The organism is Stenotrophomonas sp. YJH_SMC_106-19 (genome assembly GCF_059368375.1).
In genome coordinates this window covers 1311949-1327340 of record NZ_JCAFRQ010000001.1, presented here as the reverse complement: position 1 = coordinate 1327340, position 15392 = coordinate 1311949, and the positions used below count along the sequence as shown (strand labels likewise).

10 protein-coding genes are annotated in these 15392 nt (G+C 68.5%); 3 read left to right on the top strand and 7 right to left on the bottom strand.

What is annotated here, in order from left to right:
* Positions 1–35: 35 nt before the first annotated feature.
* Positions 36–932 carry a LysR substrate-binding domain-containing protein gene (locus AC5P5M_RS05910; protein WP_065174425.1) on the top strand — a complete coding sequence of 299 codons (897 nt, stop codon included), beginning with the start codon at positions 36–38 and terminating at the stop codon, positions 930–932.
* Between the two features lie 51 nt (positions 933–983).
* Here AC5P5M_RS05910 and AC5P5M_RS05905 read toward each other — a convergent pair whose 3' ends face one another.
* The gene (locus AC5P5M_RS05905) at positions 984–1700 is read right to left on the bottom strand and encodes a transporter substrate-binding domain-containing protein (RefSeq protein ID WP_495205656.1); all 717 of its coding nucleotides are present in this window, start codon (positions 1698–1700) and stop codon (positions 984–986) included.
* A 259-nt stretch (positions 1701–1959) separates the two neighbouring features.
* Complete coding sequence (locus tag AC5P5M_RS05900; protein WP_495205655.1) at positions 1960–2799, bottom strand: arylamine N-acetyltransferase family protein; 840 nt, start codon at positions 2797–2799, stop codon at positions 1960–1962.
* Positions 2800–3002: 203 nt separating this feature from the next.
* Here AC5P5M_RS05900 and AC5P5M_RS05895 point away from each other — a divergent pair, with 203 nt between their 5' ends.
* Positions 3003–5537: a methyl-accepting chemotaxis protein gene (locus tag AC5P5M_RS05895; protein ID WP_495205654.1), complete on the top strand. Its 2535-nt coding sequence runs from the start codon at positions 3003–3005 to the stop codon at positions 5535–5537.
* 36 nt (positions 5538–5573) lie between these two features.
* Here AC5P5M_RS05895 and AC5P5M_RS05890 read toward each other — a convergent pair whose 3' ends face one another.
* Both AC5P5M_RS05890 and AC5P5M_RS05885 read right to left on the bottom strand, forming a co-directional pair.
* Positions 5574–8090, bottom strand: coding sequence for a PepSY domain-containing protein (locus AC5P5M_RS05890; protein ID WP_495205653.1), 2517 nt, complete (start codon positions 8088–8090; stop codon positions 5574–5576).
* Positions 8091–8251: 161 nt separating this feature from the next.
* Positions 8252–10795, bottom strand: a complete 2544-nt coding sequence (locus tag AC5P5M_RS05885) for a TonB-dependent receptor plug domain-containing protein (protein ID WP_164151368.1) — start codon at positions 10793–10795, stop codon at positions 8252–8254.
* A gap of 296 nt (positions 10796–11091) precedes the next feature.
* Between AC5P5M_RS05885 and AC5P5M_RS05880 the strand changes: the two genes are divergently transcribed.
* Positions 11092–12012, top strand: coding sequence for a bifunctional helix-turn-helix transcriptional regulator/GNAT family N-acetyltransferase (locus AC5P5M_RS05880; RefSeq protein WP_262101404.1), 921 nt, complete (start codon positions 11092–11094; stop codon positions 12010–12012).
* 37 nt (positions 12013–12049) lie between these two features.
* Here AC5P5M_RS05880 and AC5P5M_RS05875 read toward each other — a convergent pair whose 3' ends face one another.
* From AC5P5M_RS05875 to cutA, 3 genes are read right to left on the bottom strand one after another with little or no spacing between them, the layout of a single operon-like run.
* Positions 12050–12616 (bottom strand): TlpA disulfide reductase family protein, encoded by a 567-nt coding sequence (locus AC5P5M_RS05875; protein ID WP_164151365.1) that lies wholly within the window; start codon positions 12614–12616, stop codon positions 12050–12052.
* The gene (locus tag AC5P5M_RS05870; protein WP_495205652.1) at positions 12613–14991 is read right to left on the bottom strand and encodes a protein-disulfide reductase DsbD family protein; all 2379 of its coding nucleotides are present in this window, start codon (positions 14989–14991) and stop codon (positions 12613–12615) included. Before AC5P5M_RS05870 ends, AC5P5M_RS05875 begins: the two co-directional genes overlap by 4 nt.
* Positions 14988–15326: a divalent-cation tolerance protein CutA gene (gene cutA, locus AC5P5M_RS05865; RefSeq protein WP_053515713.1), complete on the bottom strand. Its 339-nt coding sequence runs from the start codon at positions 15324–15326 to the stop codon at positions 14988–14990. The genes AC5P5M_RS05870 and cutA overlap by 4 nt, the downstream gene beginning before the upstream one ends.
* Between the last annotated feature and the right edge of the window lie 66 nt (positions 15327–15392).

Here is a 15392-nt window from a genome sequence, read left to right as displayed (position 1 = left end):
TTCCGCAAGCTTGACTTGAACAGGATTCAAGCCTCATGTCCCGCCCACCCCTCCATGCCCTGCAGGGTTTCGTGGCTGCCGCGCGCCTGGGCAACCTGTCACGCGCCGCGGCGTCGATGAACCTGACCGTCAGCGCGCTCAGCCACCAGATGCGGCAGCTCGAAGAACGCCTCGGCCAGCCGCTGCTGGTCCGCCAGGCGCGCGGGGTCGCACTGACCCTGGAGGGCCAGCGCCTGCTCGATCGGGTCGGGCCGCACCTGGATGCAATCAACGAGGTGTTCCAGCGCTACGCCGCGCGCGCCGAACATGTGCTGACGATCAGCGCCGTACCGTCGATGGCCTCCGCATGGCTGGTGCCACGGCTGGGTCATTTCGTCGCCGCACACCCGCAGATCGAGATCAACCTGCAGTCCAGCGAGCGCCTTGTCGATTTCGATCGGCAGCTGCAGTTCGACGCAGCCTTGCGCGTAGGCGGCGGGCAATGGGCCGGGCTGGTGGTCGAGCGGCTGTTCGATGAGTGGCTGGTGCCGATGGCCAGCCCGGCGCTGATCGCGCGGATGGGCGGCATCGACCGTGCTCCACTGGCGCAGTGGCCGCTGCTGGGCGATCCGGATGGCGCATGGGCCGCGTGGTTTGCCCTGATCGGGCAGAGCCCCCCTTCGCGGTTCGTGGCGGTGCTCGACGATTCGGAAGCGCATCACCGTGCAGCGCTCGATGGCGTCGGTGTGGCCTTGGGCCGGCTGACGCGCGCGCGCCTGCTGCTGGATTCGGGCCAGCTGGTCGCGCTGTCGGAGCAGCGGCTGAAAACCGCCTGGCCGCACTGGCTGGTGTATCCGCAGCGCTCGGCGCGCCACCGTGGATTCCTCGCCTTCCGTGAGTGGTTGCATGCGCAGGCCAGCGAGCATGCGCGGCACATGGAGACGCAGGGCTGATCCGGCCCGGCGCACGCAGCCACCTGTCGCGTGCTGCGGGCCACTGCTGCGTCATCGCACCAGGGTGACCGCCTGTCCGGAACGTGCGAAAGCGTCCTCGAGCAAGGGCCCTGCCTTGATCGCCTCGACCTCGTCGAACAGGGCCCGCAGGGCGGCAGCGGGGCGCGCCGCAGGTGCGGCCACGGCCTGCTGGATCGCAGTGAAGCGGTCGGCGAGCACGCGGTGTCCCGGATGCTGCAGTGCCCAGGCCTGCAGTGGCTGGCGCACGCCAGCGGCGGCATCCAGGCGCCGTGCGTCAAACAGATCGATGGCCGTCGCCGACGTGTCGGCACGCTCGATCGTGGCGTGCCGCAGTTCCCGGCTCAGGAACAGATCGTAGGCGGCACCGCGGCCAACGGCGATACGCAGCCCATCGCGATCCAGATCGGCCACCTGCCGCGCCGGACTGTCCTCGCGCACCAGGTAGGTTCCTTCGATCTCCACATACGGTGCACTGAAGGCGATGCGGCCGGCACGTGCCGGATCGATGGCGAGAAAGGCCAGGTCCCATGCGTCGTCGGCTGCCGCCGCGACCACCGATGCGGCCGCATCGTGACAGGTGAATCGCGCCTGCACGCCCATCCGCTGCGCCAGCGCGGTGGCCAGCTCCACCGAGGGGCCGCGCGGCGATCGTGTGTCGCCCTGCGCAAGGACCGGATTCCCCAGATTGATGGCGACGCGCAGATGGCCCAGTGGCGCCAGTGCACTTCGGTGATCGGCCAGGGTCATGCAGCGCTCCGCGAAGGGTGGGCAGGCCAGCATGCCCGCAACGATGCGCACGGAATGTCAGGGCGGCGCTATCCTGCGACGATGAACCCCATCGCGCATGCCGAGATTCCGGCCAGCGATCTGCTCACGCCATTGCCTTCTACCTGCAACTGCATGGTGCCGGCCACTGGCGGGTGGCCGAGATCTGCGACAGCGAGGGCAACCGCATTGCGCTGCAGGCGCCGGTGACGCCGTAACCCGGGCACCGTGCCGCGCGGTGCTACCGTGATGCGGCGTGCGAGCGCTGCAGCCAATCGGTGATCGCCGGATCGAGCCGCGCATCGTCCGGCACGCGCAGGCCGAATGCCGACTGCAGGACGTCGCGCACGTCGGCGGCATCGCGCAGCGGACGCTTGAGCGGCGCCTGCCCGGGGCGGTACTCGGTGTAGTTGCCACTGCCGATGGTGCGCCGCCAGTCCGGGCCGGCCAGTGACGCGCGCAGCTGGCCGGGGAAACCCGAATCCGGGTGCGTGCACACGTACCAGTTGGCCACCACGTTGTCGATCGGCGCTGGCGGCCGCAGGTCGAAGCGGTACATCGCGCGCCATGCGTCGCCCGCCTGGGCGGAAAGCACGAAGTCGTCTTCACCCGCCAGCTGCTGAAGCTGGAAAGACTCGTGCGGCGTGGCCTGCGGCGCCGTTTCGTACAGCCGCAGCGGCACCGTCGGCGTCAGGCCACCGAAGCCGGCATCGACGAGCCAGTCCTCTCCCTCCACGTGCACGCGCAGCAGCAGGTGGGTACGCGCCGTCGGGGCATCGTCCTGTGCTGCCAGCAGCACGCGCGCGCTCAGCGGCTGTGCGTCGAAGCCCACTGCCTGCAGGAGCGCCAGCAGGCCGCCGTTGAGTTCAAAGCAGTAACCGCCGCGCTGCTGGTCGAGAAGCTTGTGCTGCACGCTGTCCAGATCGATCGGCACCGCGTCGCGCAGCAGGCTGCTGAGGGTTTCAAAAGGGAGCAGGGCGTTGTGGCGCTGCACCAGCAGGGTCAGTCCGGCAAGGTCCAGCGACGGCGGAGCATCCAGTTGCAGACGCTGAAGATAACGGGGGATGTCGAGCGGGGTCATGGCGAGGGCGGCAGGTGGGAAGAATCCCACTGTGCAACCGCAACCGGGGTTGAGGTCAAGCGCGGGCGCCGTGTCACGTCTCCGTCGCCTGGGGCCGGTACAAAGAGCGCAACCGGCACGGTGCGTGCCACAGCGTCGGCAATGTGCCTAAAGTTGTCGCCGGTCAGGCCGATACAGGTGCGTCCTTCCGCCTGGAGTCTGTGATGTCGGCCGTCGTCCCCCTTCGGTCCCTGCGCACCCGTCTCATCGCGATGCGCTCGGCGCTTCCACGCCTGCTGGTCTGGCTGCAGCCGCATCGGCTCAGCGTGGCCAACAAACTCAAGGCCACCCTGCTGGTCTGCGGCGCGGGCCTGGTGGCGATCGCCGCCGTCCATGCCTGGACCGGCCATGCCAGCAGTCAGGCCGCACGCAGCCAGGCCAGTTACCAGCGTGGCAGCGATCTGGCCGCACGCCTGGCGACACGGGTGGCGGAGGCGCGTCGCCTGCAGACCCAGTATGCACGCAGTTTCGACGATGCTGACCGCAGCCAGCTGCAGGCGGCCCAGCAGGCACTGCAGGTCGATCTGAAGGCGCTCAGGGCGATGCCGATGGATGCCGGTCGCCGCAAGGCATTGCAGGCGCTCACCGAGGCCGCCGAGGGATTCTCGCAGGGAGTGGCTGCGCTGTTCGAACGTGTGGACGAGATGGGGCGTGGTGATGCCGGCCTGGCTGCACAGCTGCAGCAGGCCGCCGATGCCCTGCAGCAGCAGGTGGATGGCCTGGACCGGCCGGCACTGGCGCTGCACCTGCAGAAGATGCGGCGCCAGGAAGCGCTGCTGCTGCTCGATGGCGATTCGACTCATGCCGACCGCGCCAGCGAAGAGAAGCTGCCGTTCGATCTGGCGCTGGCGGGGTTGCCGCCCGACGTGCAGGAGGCCCTCCGCACCGGCATGGACACCTATCAGTCGGCACTGCTCGGCTATACCGCTGCCCGCGTCGGCCTTGACGTGGAGACGCAATCGCTGCTGGAGACGGCCGCCGGCGTGGCGCCCGCGCTCGCCGCCTTCCAGCAGGCACAGGTGAAGGCGCTGGCCCTGGCGCAGGCGCGGCAGCAGGCCGGTGCACGCACCATGAGCGTGCTGTTCGCCCTCACCCTGCTGCTGGTGGCCGGCGTGCTGATCACCAGCCTGCTGCTGGTGCTGCGCGCGGTGCGCAGGCCGATCCAGGACACCCTGCGGTTCGCCAGCGACATCGCCGATGACCGGCTCGATACCACGTTGCGCGTGCACAACGCCAACGACGAGATCGGCCAGCTGGCACAGCGCCTGGTGGACATGCAGCAGCGGCTGCGTGCGCGCATCGAGACCGAGCGTGCGATGGCCCGTGGCAACACGCGCGTACGCCAGGCCCTGGACTGCGCGCAGACCGGGCTGATGGTGGTCGATGCCGAAGGCCAGGTGGCCTACGCCAATCCTGCGTTGCGGCACGTGCTGGGCCTGCAAGCCGACGCGCCGGTCGGCACTGACGCGCGGGACCTGCATCCGGCCCTGGCCAGCCTGGTCGACGCGCGCCACCGCCAGGAGCGGGAAATCAGTCATGCCGGTGTGCGCTATCAGTTGATCGCCAATGCCATCGTCGATGACGACCAGTTCCTGGGCGTGGCGCTGGAGTGGCGCAGCCGTGCGCTGGAAACGCTGCTGGAGACCGAGGTGGCGGCACTGGTCGACGCTGCCGCGCAGGGTGACCTGCACGGGCGCATTTCGCTGCAGGGCAAGCACGGTTTCGTGCATACGCTGTCCACCAGCATCAACCGCCTGCTGTCCACCTTTGAAACCAACCTGGGGGACCTGCAGGCATTGCTGGCGGCGTTGGCCCGTGGGGATCTCAGCGTGCGCATGGAAGGTGAGCTGCAGGGCGTGTTCGCACGCATGCGCGACGACGCCAATGCAACCGTCGCACAGCTCGGCCGCATCGTGACCCGCATCCAGCGCGCCGCCGCCAGCCTGGACAGCGGTGTCGGTGAAATCGTTGCCGGCCATCACGACCTCTCGCAGCGTACCGAGCAGCAGGCGACCAATCTGGAAGAGACCGCAGCCTCGATGCATGAGCTGACCGACACCGTCGGCCGCAACGCCGACGCCGCCGGACGTGCCGATGCGCTGGTGCAGGGGGCTGCAGCGGTTGCACAGCGGGGTGGGGTGGCCGTCGGTCAGGTGGTGGAGACCATGCAGGGCATCAGTGAAGCATCTCACCGCATCGGGGACATCACCCAGTTGATCGACGGCATCGCATTCCAGACCAACATCCTTGCGCTCAACGCCGCCGTGGAGGCTGCGCGTGCCGGAGAGCAGGGCCGCAGTTTCGCGGTGGTGGCGGCGGAAGTGCGTCTGCTCGCGCAGCGCAGTGCCGAGGCAGCCAGGCAGATCAAGGCGCTGATCGAGGATTCCGTGGCACGCGTCGGCCAGGGCAGCGTGCAGGCCGCGCAGGCGGGCACCACCATGGACGAGATCGTCGGCAGCGTGCAGCAGCTGGCGGACCTGCTCGCCGGCATCCGCAGCGCCTCGCAGGATCAGCACGCAGGCATCGCCCAGGTGAACCACGCCATCGTGCAGATGGAAGCCAGTACCCAGCGCAATGCCAGCCTGGTGGAAGACGCCGGCTCGTCGACCGCGCAGATGCAGGCGCAGGTGCGCGCGCTGGCCGAAGCCGTGTCCGCGTTCCGCCTGCAGCCGGACCGTCAGGCCCGCGCGGCGGCATGATCGCGTCCGCCGCCGGGTCCAGCCCGGCGGCGCGGCTCAATACACGTCGCGCCGGTAGCGGCCGCTCTCGAGCAGCGTTTCCACCACCTCGTCACCGAGCGCGCCCCGCAGTACCTGATCCACGCCCTCGGCCATGCCCTGCAGCGAGCCGCAGACATGGATCACGGCGCCACGCTGCATCCATTCCCGCAGTTCATCGCAGGCCGACCGCAGGCGGTCCTGGACGTAACCGCCCGCTGCGTCGCGCGAGAACGCCAGGTCGACCCGGATCAGATGGCCCTGCGCCTGCCATGCGCTCACCTCATCGGCGAACAGGAAGTCATGAGCGCGCTGGCGCTCGCCGAACAGCAGCCAGTGGCCGTGCTCGCCTGCGTGTGCCGCCTCGCGCAGCAGGCCGCGCAGGCCGGCGATGCCGGTGCCGTTGCCGATCAGCACCATGGGTGCGCCCGGCACGCGATGGAAGCCGGGGTTGCGGTGCACGCGCGCGGCGATGTGCGCGCCTGCCGGCGCATGCAGCGACAGCCAGCCCGAACCCAGCCCCGGGCGCCCGTTGTTGTCGTGCACCAGGCGCACGACCAGTTCCACCACGCGATCGGCCGGGCACGAGGCGATCGAATACTCGCGGCCCGGCAGTACGGGCAGGGCCGTCAGCCAGCGTCCGGCATCCTGCACCTGCAGCGCACTGGCCGCGTCCGGCAGTTCGCGTTCGCTGGCCAGGCACTGCAGGGTCTGCGTGTCGCCTTCGATCAGCAGCGGTTGCAGCGGGTCCAGTCCATGCGCCAGCAGTACCGCACGGGCATGCGCGGCGCTGTGCCGCGGCGCGATATGCAGGATGTCGCCGGCCTGCCACTGCACGTCATCCGGTGCGGCCAGCCGGATCCGCCAGATCGGACCACCGACGCTGCCCGGGTTCAGCTGCTGGCGATCCAGCAGCTGCCAGTCGTGCATGCGGGTGGCCGCCGGCAGCACGCTGTCGTCGGCAGCAATGCCGGTCAACAGGCCGAGCTGCTGCTGCCACTGGCGCAGTGCCGTGACCGATGCAGCGTCCACATCGATGCGGTCGAACATCGCGCGGGCACCGTTGCCCAGCAGCCACGCATCGAACTGGCGGCCGAAGGCGCAGTAGTGCGGGTACTGGCGGTCGCCCAGCGCGAGCATGCCGAACTGCAGTGTGGCCAGGTCCAGGGATCGGCCCAGTAGCTGGCGCGAGGCACGTCGTGCCGAATCCGGCGGTTCGCCGTCACCAAAGGTACTGAGCACGAACAGCGCGTGGCTCGCCGCCTGAAGGCGGTGCGCGTCGATCCTTGCCAGCGGCAATACCTGCACCGCCTGTCCGCTGGCCTGCAGCTGCGCTGCCGCGCGCCATGCCAGCTGCTCGGCCAGGCCGCTCTGGCTGGCATGCACCATCAGCCATGCGGCGCCGTTGGCTGCGGCCGCCGGCAGCGGCTGGCGCAGCGCACGTGCGGCGCGCTGGCTGCGGCGACGGTCGAGATAGAGCAGCCCGCCGGTGATGAAGAACAGGCTCATGCCCAGGCTGCTGAGCATCACGATGATGCGCCCGGGAATCCCGAAGTAGCTGCCCGAGTGCAGCGCGAACACGCTGGTAGCCAGCTGACCGCCAGCGCCCTGGCGCGCGTAGGGACGCGCGTCCAGAATCGCACCGCTGGCAGGGTCGAGCTGCAGCAGATCGTGCGCGCGGTCATGATGGCCGCCGCGCAATGCTGGATCGCCCGCCATGGTCCGCACATTCAGTGCCTGGCCGGGCTTCTCGGGCAGCCGCAGGTCGATGTAACCGGTGCGCACCCCGGCCTGCGCGTACAGCGTCGCTTCCACGCGGCGCAGGTCGAGCACGGCGCCGGCATCGATCACCTGCTTGGCCGGTGGCGCCACGCCGAGCAGGGCATTGGCCGCGCTGCGATACCAGTCGAACGACCACCACAGGCCGGTCAGGGCACTCATCAGGTAGATAAGCAGCACCCAGGTGCCGGCCACCGAATGCAGGCTCCACAGGAAGCCGCGGCCGCTGCGCTTCCATTCCACGGCCAGCCAGCTTCGCCAGTGCCACCAGCGGCGGGGCCAGCGCAGGTAGAGCCCGGACAGCGTGAAGAACAGCAGGGCGATCGCGCAGCTGCCGGTGATCCATTTTCCGCGCTCGCCCGCGGCGAGGTGGCGGTGCAGGTCTTCGACGAAGTCGAAGAAGGCCTGCCCGCGCAGGGCGCTGAAGCGCTCGCCGCTGTATGGGTCGAAGTACACCCAGTGCGCTTTGCCGCCGGCGAAACGGGCCACCGATGGGCGCTGGCCGCTGGCATCCACGCGCAGCCGCTGCAACGGCCGTTTGCTGTCGGCCTGCAGCATCGGCACCAGCTCGCTCAGGGGGAGCGGCTGCTGGCCTTCGGCGTGATGTTCGGCGATGGCGGCGAAGCCGGGGTTGGCGGCGCGCAGCAGTTCATCTTCAAAAGACAGGGCTGCGCCGCTCAGGCCCATGATGGCCAGAACGGTGCCGGCCGTGATGCCCAGCAGCCAGTGCAGTTGGAACAGGACGTTCTTGAACATCGGGGGATGAAAGCCAGGAGGGCTGCCGCCCGCATCCTGCGCAACAGCAAATGAGAATTAGTCGCGTAATTCTCGGGGGCGCCCTGCCTGCGGTCAAGCCGGTGGGGTGGCGCCAGCGACGGGGCCTTCCATGGCCACCGTTGCGCGCACTTGCACCTGCGTCAGAACTTCCAGCCCACCCGCGTGTAATAGAACCCGCCGTTGAATCCGTAGGGCGAATGCACCGGATACTGCGCACCGGCCACGCCCCCCCAGGGGTTGCTGGCCGGCACACGGTCGAACAGGTTCTGCGCGCCCACGCTGACGTACAGGCCCGAATCGAACTTCCAGCCCACCTCCGCATCCACGATCAACGCGCTGCCCCCGTAGATCGGCAGGCCGCCGTCCTCGGCGGAGATCACGCCGCTGTCCAGGTGATCCTCGTACCAGCTGCTGTAATAGTTGAACCGGAGATTGGCGTGGAAGATCTGCCGCTGGTGATTGATGCTGAAGTAGCCCTTGGTCCTGGGCAGCGATTTCTCCAGCTTGTACACGCGCGCTTCGTCGATGAAGTCGGTGTCGTAGCGGTCCACCTTCGTGCGGTTCCAGTTGGCCGCCAGCGAGTAGGTGGTGACCCCGCCGAAGTGGTTGCTCTTGAAGCTGGTCACCAGGTCCACGCCGGTGGTGGTGGTATCGAAGGCGTTGCCGAAGTAGGTCACCTGCGAGATGGACGCGGCTTCCGCATTGCCGCCGGCCACCAGCGCCGCACGCTCCTCCGGAGTGACTGCAAAGCTGGTGCTCAGGGCAATGCGGTCTTCCACCTTGATCTGATAGCCGTCCAGGGTGACCAGCCAGTCACCTTCGGTCCACACCGCACCCAATGACACATTCCTGGACTCTTCCGGAGTAAGCGGCTGCGCGCCCTTGAGCTGGGCAATCGGATTGGTCGGCGGCAGGGTGGCGATGTCTTCCAGTGCGGTACCGCCGAACACCGTGCTGATCTGGCTGATGTTGGCCTGGCCGGGCGTTGGTGCACGGAAGCCGGTGTTGTAGGCGCCGCGCAGAGCGAAGTGCTCGTTGAAGTCGAAGCGCGCGGTGAGCTTGCCGGTGGTGGTGCTGCCGAACGAATCGTAGTCCTCGTAGCGCAGCGCACCGGCCAGCAGCAGCCGCTCGGTGAGCTGTGCTTCCAGGTCGGCGTAGGCGGCCCAGTTGCGACGATCAAAGGTGCCGGCGGTGCGCGTGCTGAAGCCGTTGAATCCGTTGGAGCCCAGCGCGAAGCCCTGTTCGGTCAGCGGCCCGATGGCTGTGGACGGGCCGTCACCGGGGCTGATCCTGAAGCTCTCCTCGCGCCATTCGGCACCCATCGCCAGGCGCAGCGGCTGGCTGCTGAAGCTGACCGGGATGTCCCGGCTGACGTCCACGTTGAGGTTCTTTTCGGTCTGGGTATTGCCACCCGGGCGGAAGAACAGCCCGGCCGGCTGGTCGGGACCGAGCGAGGCGTTGACGGTGTTGTAGATGGTGAACTCGATGTCGTTGCGCCCCCAGGAGCCGCTCACGTCCCAGTACCACTCACCCCAGGTGCCTTTGGCGCCGGCGAACACCGAGGCGTCTTCCAGTTTGCCGCCGAAGCGTGGGGTGAAGCCGCCGGGCAGGCTGGACAGGAAGGTAAAGCAGTTGGCGGGTAGGGCAGCCACCGCGCCGCTCACGGTGCCGTACGGCAGGAGGTTGCCGGCGCCATCGCGCAGGGCGATGGTGGGGCATGCGCCCACGCCGGTCAGGTTGCCCACCAGCAATGTCTGGCCGCCATCGTTGGAGTAGACGCCCGAACGTGCGGTGGGGTCGCGGTAGTAGAACCCGCCATCCACTTCACGCTTGGCGTAATTGCCGAACAGGTAGAACTCCACGTTCTCGGTGTCGTAACCGAGGTTGGCGACCAGCTTGAGGTCGTCGTCCACCTTCGGCGATCCCCAGATCTGCGCAGGATCTTTCACCCCGGGGTAGCCTGCCGCTGCGACCGCGGCGGCATCGTCGCGCTGCACACTGCGCGAGGTGTCGTCGGCGTTGCGCCATTCGGCTGTAAGGGTGGCGAAGCCGTGCTCGGTGAGCGGCAGGCCGATCTGCGCCGAGTACTGGGTGGTGAGGCCGTCGCCCTCGTAGTACTGGCCGGCGAACACCTCGGCGGTGCCGCCTTCGCGCAGCTTCTTCAGGCTGAAGTTGAGCACGCCGGCAATGGCGTCCGAGCCGTATTGTGCCGCTGCGCCGTCGCGCAGCACGTCCACCTGTTCCAGCGCCAGCGAGGGGAACACGGACAGGTCCGGTCCCTGTGCGCCGTCGGACAGTCCGTGGCCGAGGAACGTGATCACCGCCGAGCGGTGGAAACGCTTGCCGTTGACCAGCAGCAGGGTGTTGTCCGGCGGCAGGCCACGCAGGTTGGCCGGACGCACCAGGCTGGCCGCATCGTCGATGGGAATCGTGCTGACGTTGAAGGAAGGCACGAGCACTTTGAGCTGGTCGAGGGCGTCGGTCGCGCCCTGGTTGCGGAACTCTTCACCGCTGATGATGTCGATCGGCACCGCCGACGAGGACACCGTGCGCGGTTTGGTGCGGCTGCCCAGTACCGAAACGGTATCCAGGGTGGTGGCCGCGTCGGGCGTCGTCGATGTGCCGCTGTCCTGCGCCCGTGCAACGGGGCTGGTGGACAGCAGCGCGGTGGCGAGGGCCACCATTACTGCGGATGCCAATGGCGTGATTGCGTCTGGAGCCTGAACACTTCTGCGAATTCCGTGTTTCATGCATGCACCCTGCAGTCGATTTGAGTGGTTTGTCGGTCAGTCGTTCATCCTGTTGGTTCTCCTTGCAGCCAGGGCCCTGGTCGCTAAACGCAGAATTAACAGAACGTAAACCGTACTGCAACGAATCTTTCGTTTTAAGGCGCCAAGACGCGGAATGGATCGCAAAACAGCGTTATATGGTTGCTCAAGGCATGTACTATGTGCCCAAGGCAACCATCAGGAACGTCCCCGTGTCTGCGCTCACTTCCGATCCCGTCGCACAGGTCCGCGCCTTCAACCGCTTCTACACCCGCAGGATCGCGGTGCTCGAGGAGCGTTTGCTGCACAGCGACTTCACCCTCACCGAGGCGCGGGTGCTGTTCGAACTGGCGGCGGGCCAGGGCATCACGGCTGCGCAGCTGGGCCATCGGCTGGACCTCAACGCGGGCTACCTCAGCCGGCTGCTGAGCGGGCTGCAGGCGCGCGGTCTGGTTCAACGCGAACCGTCGGTGATGGATGCGCGCGCGAACCGGCTGGTGTTGACCGAGTCGGGCCGCGCCGCCTTCGCACAGCTGGATGCAGCGTCCAGCGAAAGCGTCGCTGCCATGCTGGGAGATATCAGCGAAGCAGGATGCCAGCGCCTTCTTGAGGCGATGGCGCACATCCAGGCACTGCTGGGAGGTGCATCGTCGGATTGCGTGCTGCGCGATCCCCGCCCCGGCGACATGGGCTGGGTGATCCAGAAGCACGGCGCGCTGTATGCACGCGAATTCGGATGGAACGCGGAGTTTGAAGCGCTGGTGGCCGACATCGTCACCCGCTACCTGCGCGAACACGACCCGCAGACCGAGCGCTGCTGGATCGCTGAACTGGACGGCACCCCGGTGGGGTCGGTGTTCGTGGTCCGGCACGACGCGCACAATGCCAAGCTGCGGCTGCTGCATGTCGATGCCAGCGCGCGCAGGCGGGGCATCGGGCAGCGACTGGTGGACGAGGCGATGAGCTTCGCGCGCGCGGTGGGCTACAAGCGCATGGTGCTGTGGACCAATGCCGCGCTCATCGACGCCCGCGGCCTGTACGAACGGGCCGGCTTCGAACTGATGACCGAGCAGCACGAGCAGCTGTTCGGCCAGCCACAGGTGTCCCAGCTCTGGGCGCGCTCACTGGTCTGACCGGGATCAGGACGCGTGGATGCCGGCCGCGGCCAGCTTACAGCCGGGCCCACGTCTGCACTTCGCCGGCGGCAAACGGCCCCAGCTTCTGCTTCACGATGCGGCCCTGTGCATCCACCAGCACGCTGTAAGGTAGCAGCCCCTGGGCATTGCCCAGCTGCACGCTGGCATCGCGCGGACCGGGCGTCTCCAGCACGATCGGGTAGTCCACCGGCACCCGCTGCAGGAAGCGCTGCACATCTTCGGGTGTATCCAGCGCCAGCCCCAGCACCTGCACGCCGTCAGGTTGCTGCGCCTGCGCGAAGCGCGACAGTTCCGGCATTTCCTCGACGCAGGGCCCGCACCAGCTGGCCCAGACATTGATGAGCAGCGGCCGGCCGGCAAAACGCTGGCGCAGATCGAGCGGCTGTCCCTGCAGGTCCGGCAGCACCAGTGCGGGCAGGGCATCGCCTGCCTGCAGCACGGGCAGCGGTGCTGCAGGTGGCTGCGCGTCTGGATCGCCAGCGTCCGCCGCCGGCACCGGCGTCAGCCGATGGCCGGCCCACAGGCCCAGGCCGGCAGCCAGCACCGCGGTCCACAGCAGCGCTGGCCGTTGCCACCTCATCGTGCGGTGCGCAGCAGCGCTTCTTCGACCACGGCCTGGGTAAGCAGGGTCGGCAGCACCGTCGGCGGTGCGCCCGGCCCATACACCACGTAAAGCGGAACGCCCACGGCCTTGTGCTCATCGAGGAAAGCGGTGATCTGCGGGTCCACGTTGGTGTAGTCGCCGCGCATGTACACCGCGTTGGTGCGCCTGAGCAGCTCCCTGAACTCCGGTCGCGACAGCACGGCGCGCTCGTTCGCCTTGCAGCTCACGCACCAGTCGGCGGTCATGTTGACGAACACCACGCGGTTGTCGGCACGCAGGCGGTCGAGCAGCTGCGGCGAATACTCCACGACGTTCTCGCTGGTGGCCTGTGCCGCACGTGCCGGTGGCTTCAGCTGGGTCACGCCCCACAGCGGTACCAGCGCGGCGATTGCCAGCAGCACGCCCAGCAGGCCGGCGGCGCGCTGGCTGCGCCAGCGGCTGCGCTCGAACAACCACAGGCCCAGGGCCAGCAGCAGCAGTCCGCCCAGCGCCAGCGCCATGCCGTCCACGCCACGCTGCTTGCCCAGCACCCACAGCAGCCACAGTGCGGTGGCATACATCGGGAACGCCAGCACGTGCTTGAGCGTTTCCATCCACGGGCCGGGCTTGGGCAGGCGCCGCGCGAGCGCCGGCACGAAGCCGATCAGCAGGAACGGCAGGGCCAGGCCCAGGCCCAGGAACAGGAACACGGCCATCGCCTGTACGGGCGTGGCAACGAAGGCATAGGCGACCGCGCCTCCCATGAACGGACCGACGCACGCGCTGCCGACCACGCAGGCCAGCGCACCGGTGAAGAAATCGCCGGCCGGACCGCTGCGACGGGCGAGTGACTGGCCGAGGTTGCCCAGGCCACCGCCGAGGGTGAACACGCCGGACAGGCTCAGGCCAACCGCAAACATGATGTAGGCCAGTGCCGCGACCACGCCTGGGTGCTGCAGCTGGAAACCGATGCCCACCGCATTGCCAAGCATGCGCAGGCCGACCATCAGCGCGCCGATCACCGCGAAGGCGACCAGTACGCCCAGCGTGTACCACATGGCGTGGCTGCGGGCGCGCTCGGCGCTCTCACCGCTCTGTGCCAGGCCCAGCACTTTCAGCGACAGGATCGGCAGCACGCAGGGCATCAGGTTCAGTACGAGACCACCGGCCAGTGCCAGCAGCAGCACCCACAGGAACGAACGGTCCGGATCCGGGGTGGTGGCCGGCGGGCGGGTACGCAGCGCGTTGTCGCCCCGCGCATCGGCGGCGAACCCTGCCTGCGCGCCGTCCACATCGGTACGCGCCGGTTCGCTGTTCGGCACGGTCGGCAGCAGGCGCAACGGGGTGCCGTTGGCCGCCTCGCGCGGTGCGGCGCTGCCCGCCGGCAGCGGTCGGATCATTTCGCTGCGTGGCGCAGGCTGGCCGGCGTGGGCGCTGATCTTTCCCGCGGGGATCGACAGCTTCACCCGGCGGGTCATCGGCGGGTAGCAGATGCCATCGGTCTGGCAACCCTGGAAGGTCACCACCAGTGTGCTGTCCACCGCGTCGGTCACCGTGCGGCGCAGCGGCAGCGGCACTTCGACCTGGTTGAAGTACACCGACACATCGCCGAAGTGCTCGTCGCGATGCGACTGCGCGGCGGGCCAGCGCGGCGTATCAGCCAGCACACCGGCACTGCCTTCCAGCTTCAGTGAAGTGCGATCGCGATACAGGTAGTAGCCCGGCGCGGGACTGAAGCGCAGCAGCAGGGTGTTGCCATCGCTGGCGATCGCGTCGAAGCCGAAGGCTTGTTCGGAGGGCAGCGGAAGCGCCTGGCTGTTGCTGCTGCCGGGCAGGCGCAGGCCACCACCGCTGCCGGCCCCGGCAAGCGGAGTGTTGAACGCGTTCACGCCGGTGACCCGCGCGGTTGGCAGGGCGGCTGCGGCGCCACCGCCACCACCGGGCAGTGTCACCTGGACCACGCGCTTCTGCGGCGGGTAGCAGACACCGGCATCGGCGCAGCCCTGGTAGCGCACTTCCAGGCTGAGGGTGCCGGCCGCATCCGTCGGGGCGCCCGGCAGCGAAACCTGCAGGCGTTCGCGGTAGGTCTCGACCTCGCCGAAGAAATCGTCGTGGTGCTTGGTGCCGCTGGGCATCTGCAGCGCACCGGCATTGAAGGCCGGGTCGGCCTTGACGCTGGTGCGGTGGCGATAGAGGTAGTACCCCGGCGCGATCTTGAACTGCAGCTGGATCTGGTTCCGCTCCGGCGCACTGGCGGTGAGCGCGAACGCCTGGTCCACCGGCAGCAGATCTTTCTCGTCCAGGGCGAATGCAGGCAGGGCCAGCGAGAGCAGGGCGCACAGCGCGGCGGCACGGGCAAACAGATTCATCAAGCGGTGTCCTCCCGGGTCTGCGCCCGGATCCAATCCAGATAGGCCGGCAGTCCGGCCCGGGCTTCGACCGCGATGCACTCGGGGAGTTCATACGGATGCAGTTCGACGATCCGTGCCATCGCTGCCTCCACGCGGCTGGCCGTAGTCTTCACCAGCAGCTGCAGCTCGGCATCGGTAGTGACCTCGCCCTGCCAGCGGTAGGTCGACTGCGCCCCTTCCAGGCGCGTCACGCAGGCGGCCAGGCGCTCGCCGACCAGCGCATGCGCGATGCGCTCGGCACTGGCCCGGTCCGGGCAGGTGGTCAACAGCAGCAGGACGGGATCGACGGTCGGCATGACCGTCGAGTATAGGGCCGCCGCCGGATCAAGGTCCGGCGGCGGCGATGGACCGCTGCGTTGCGC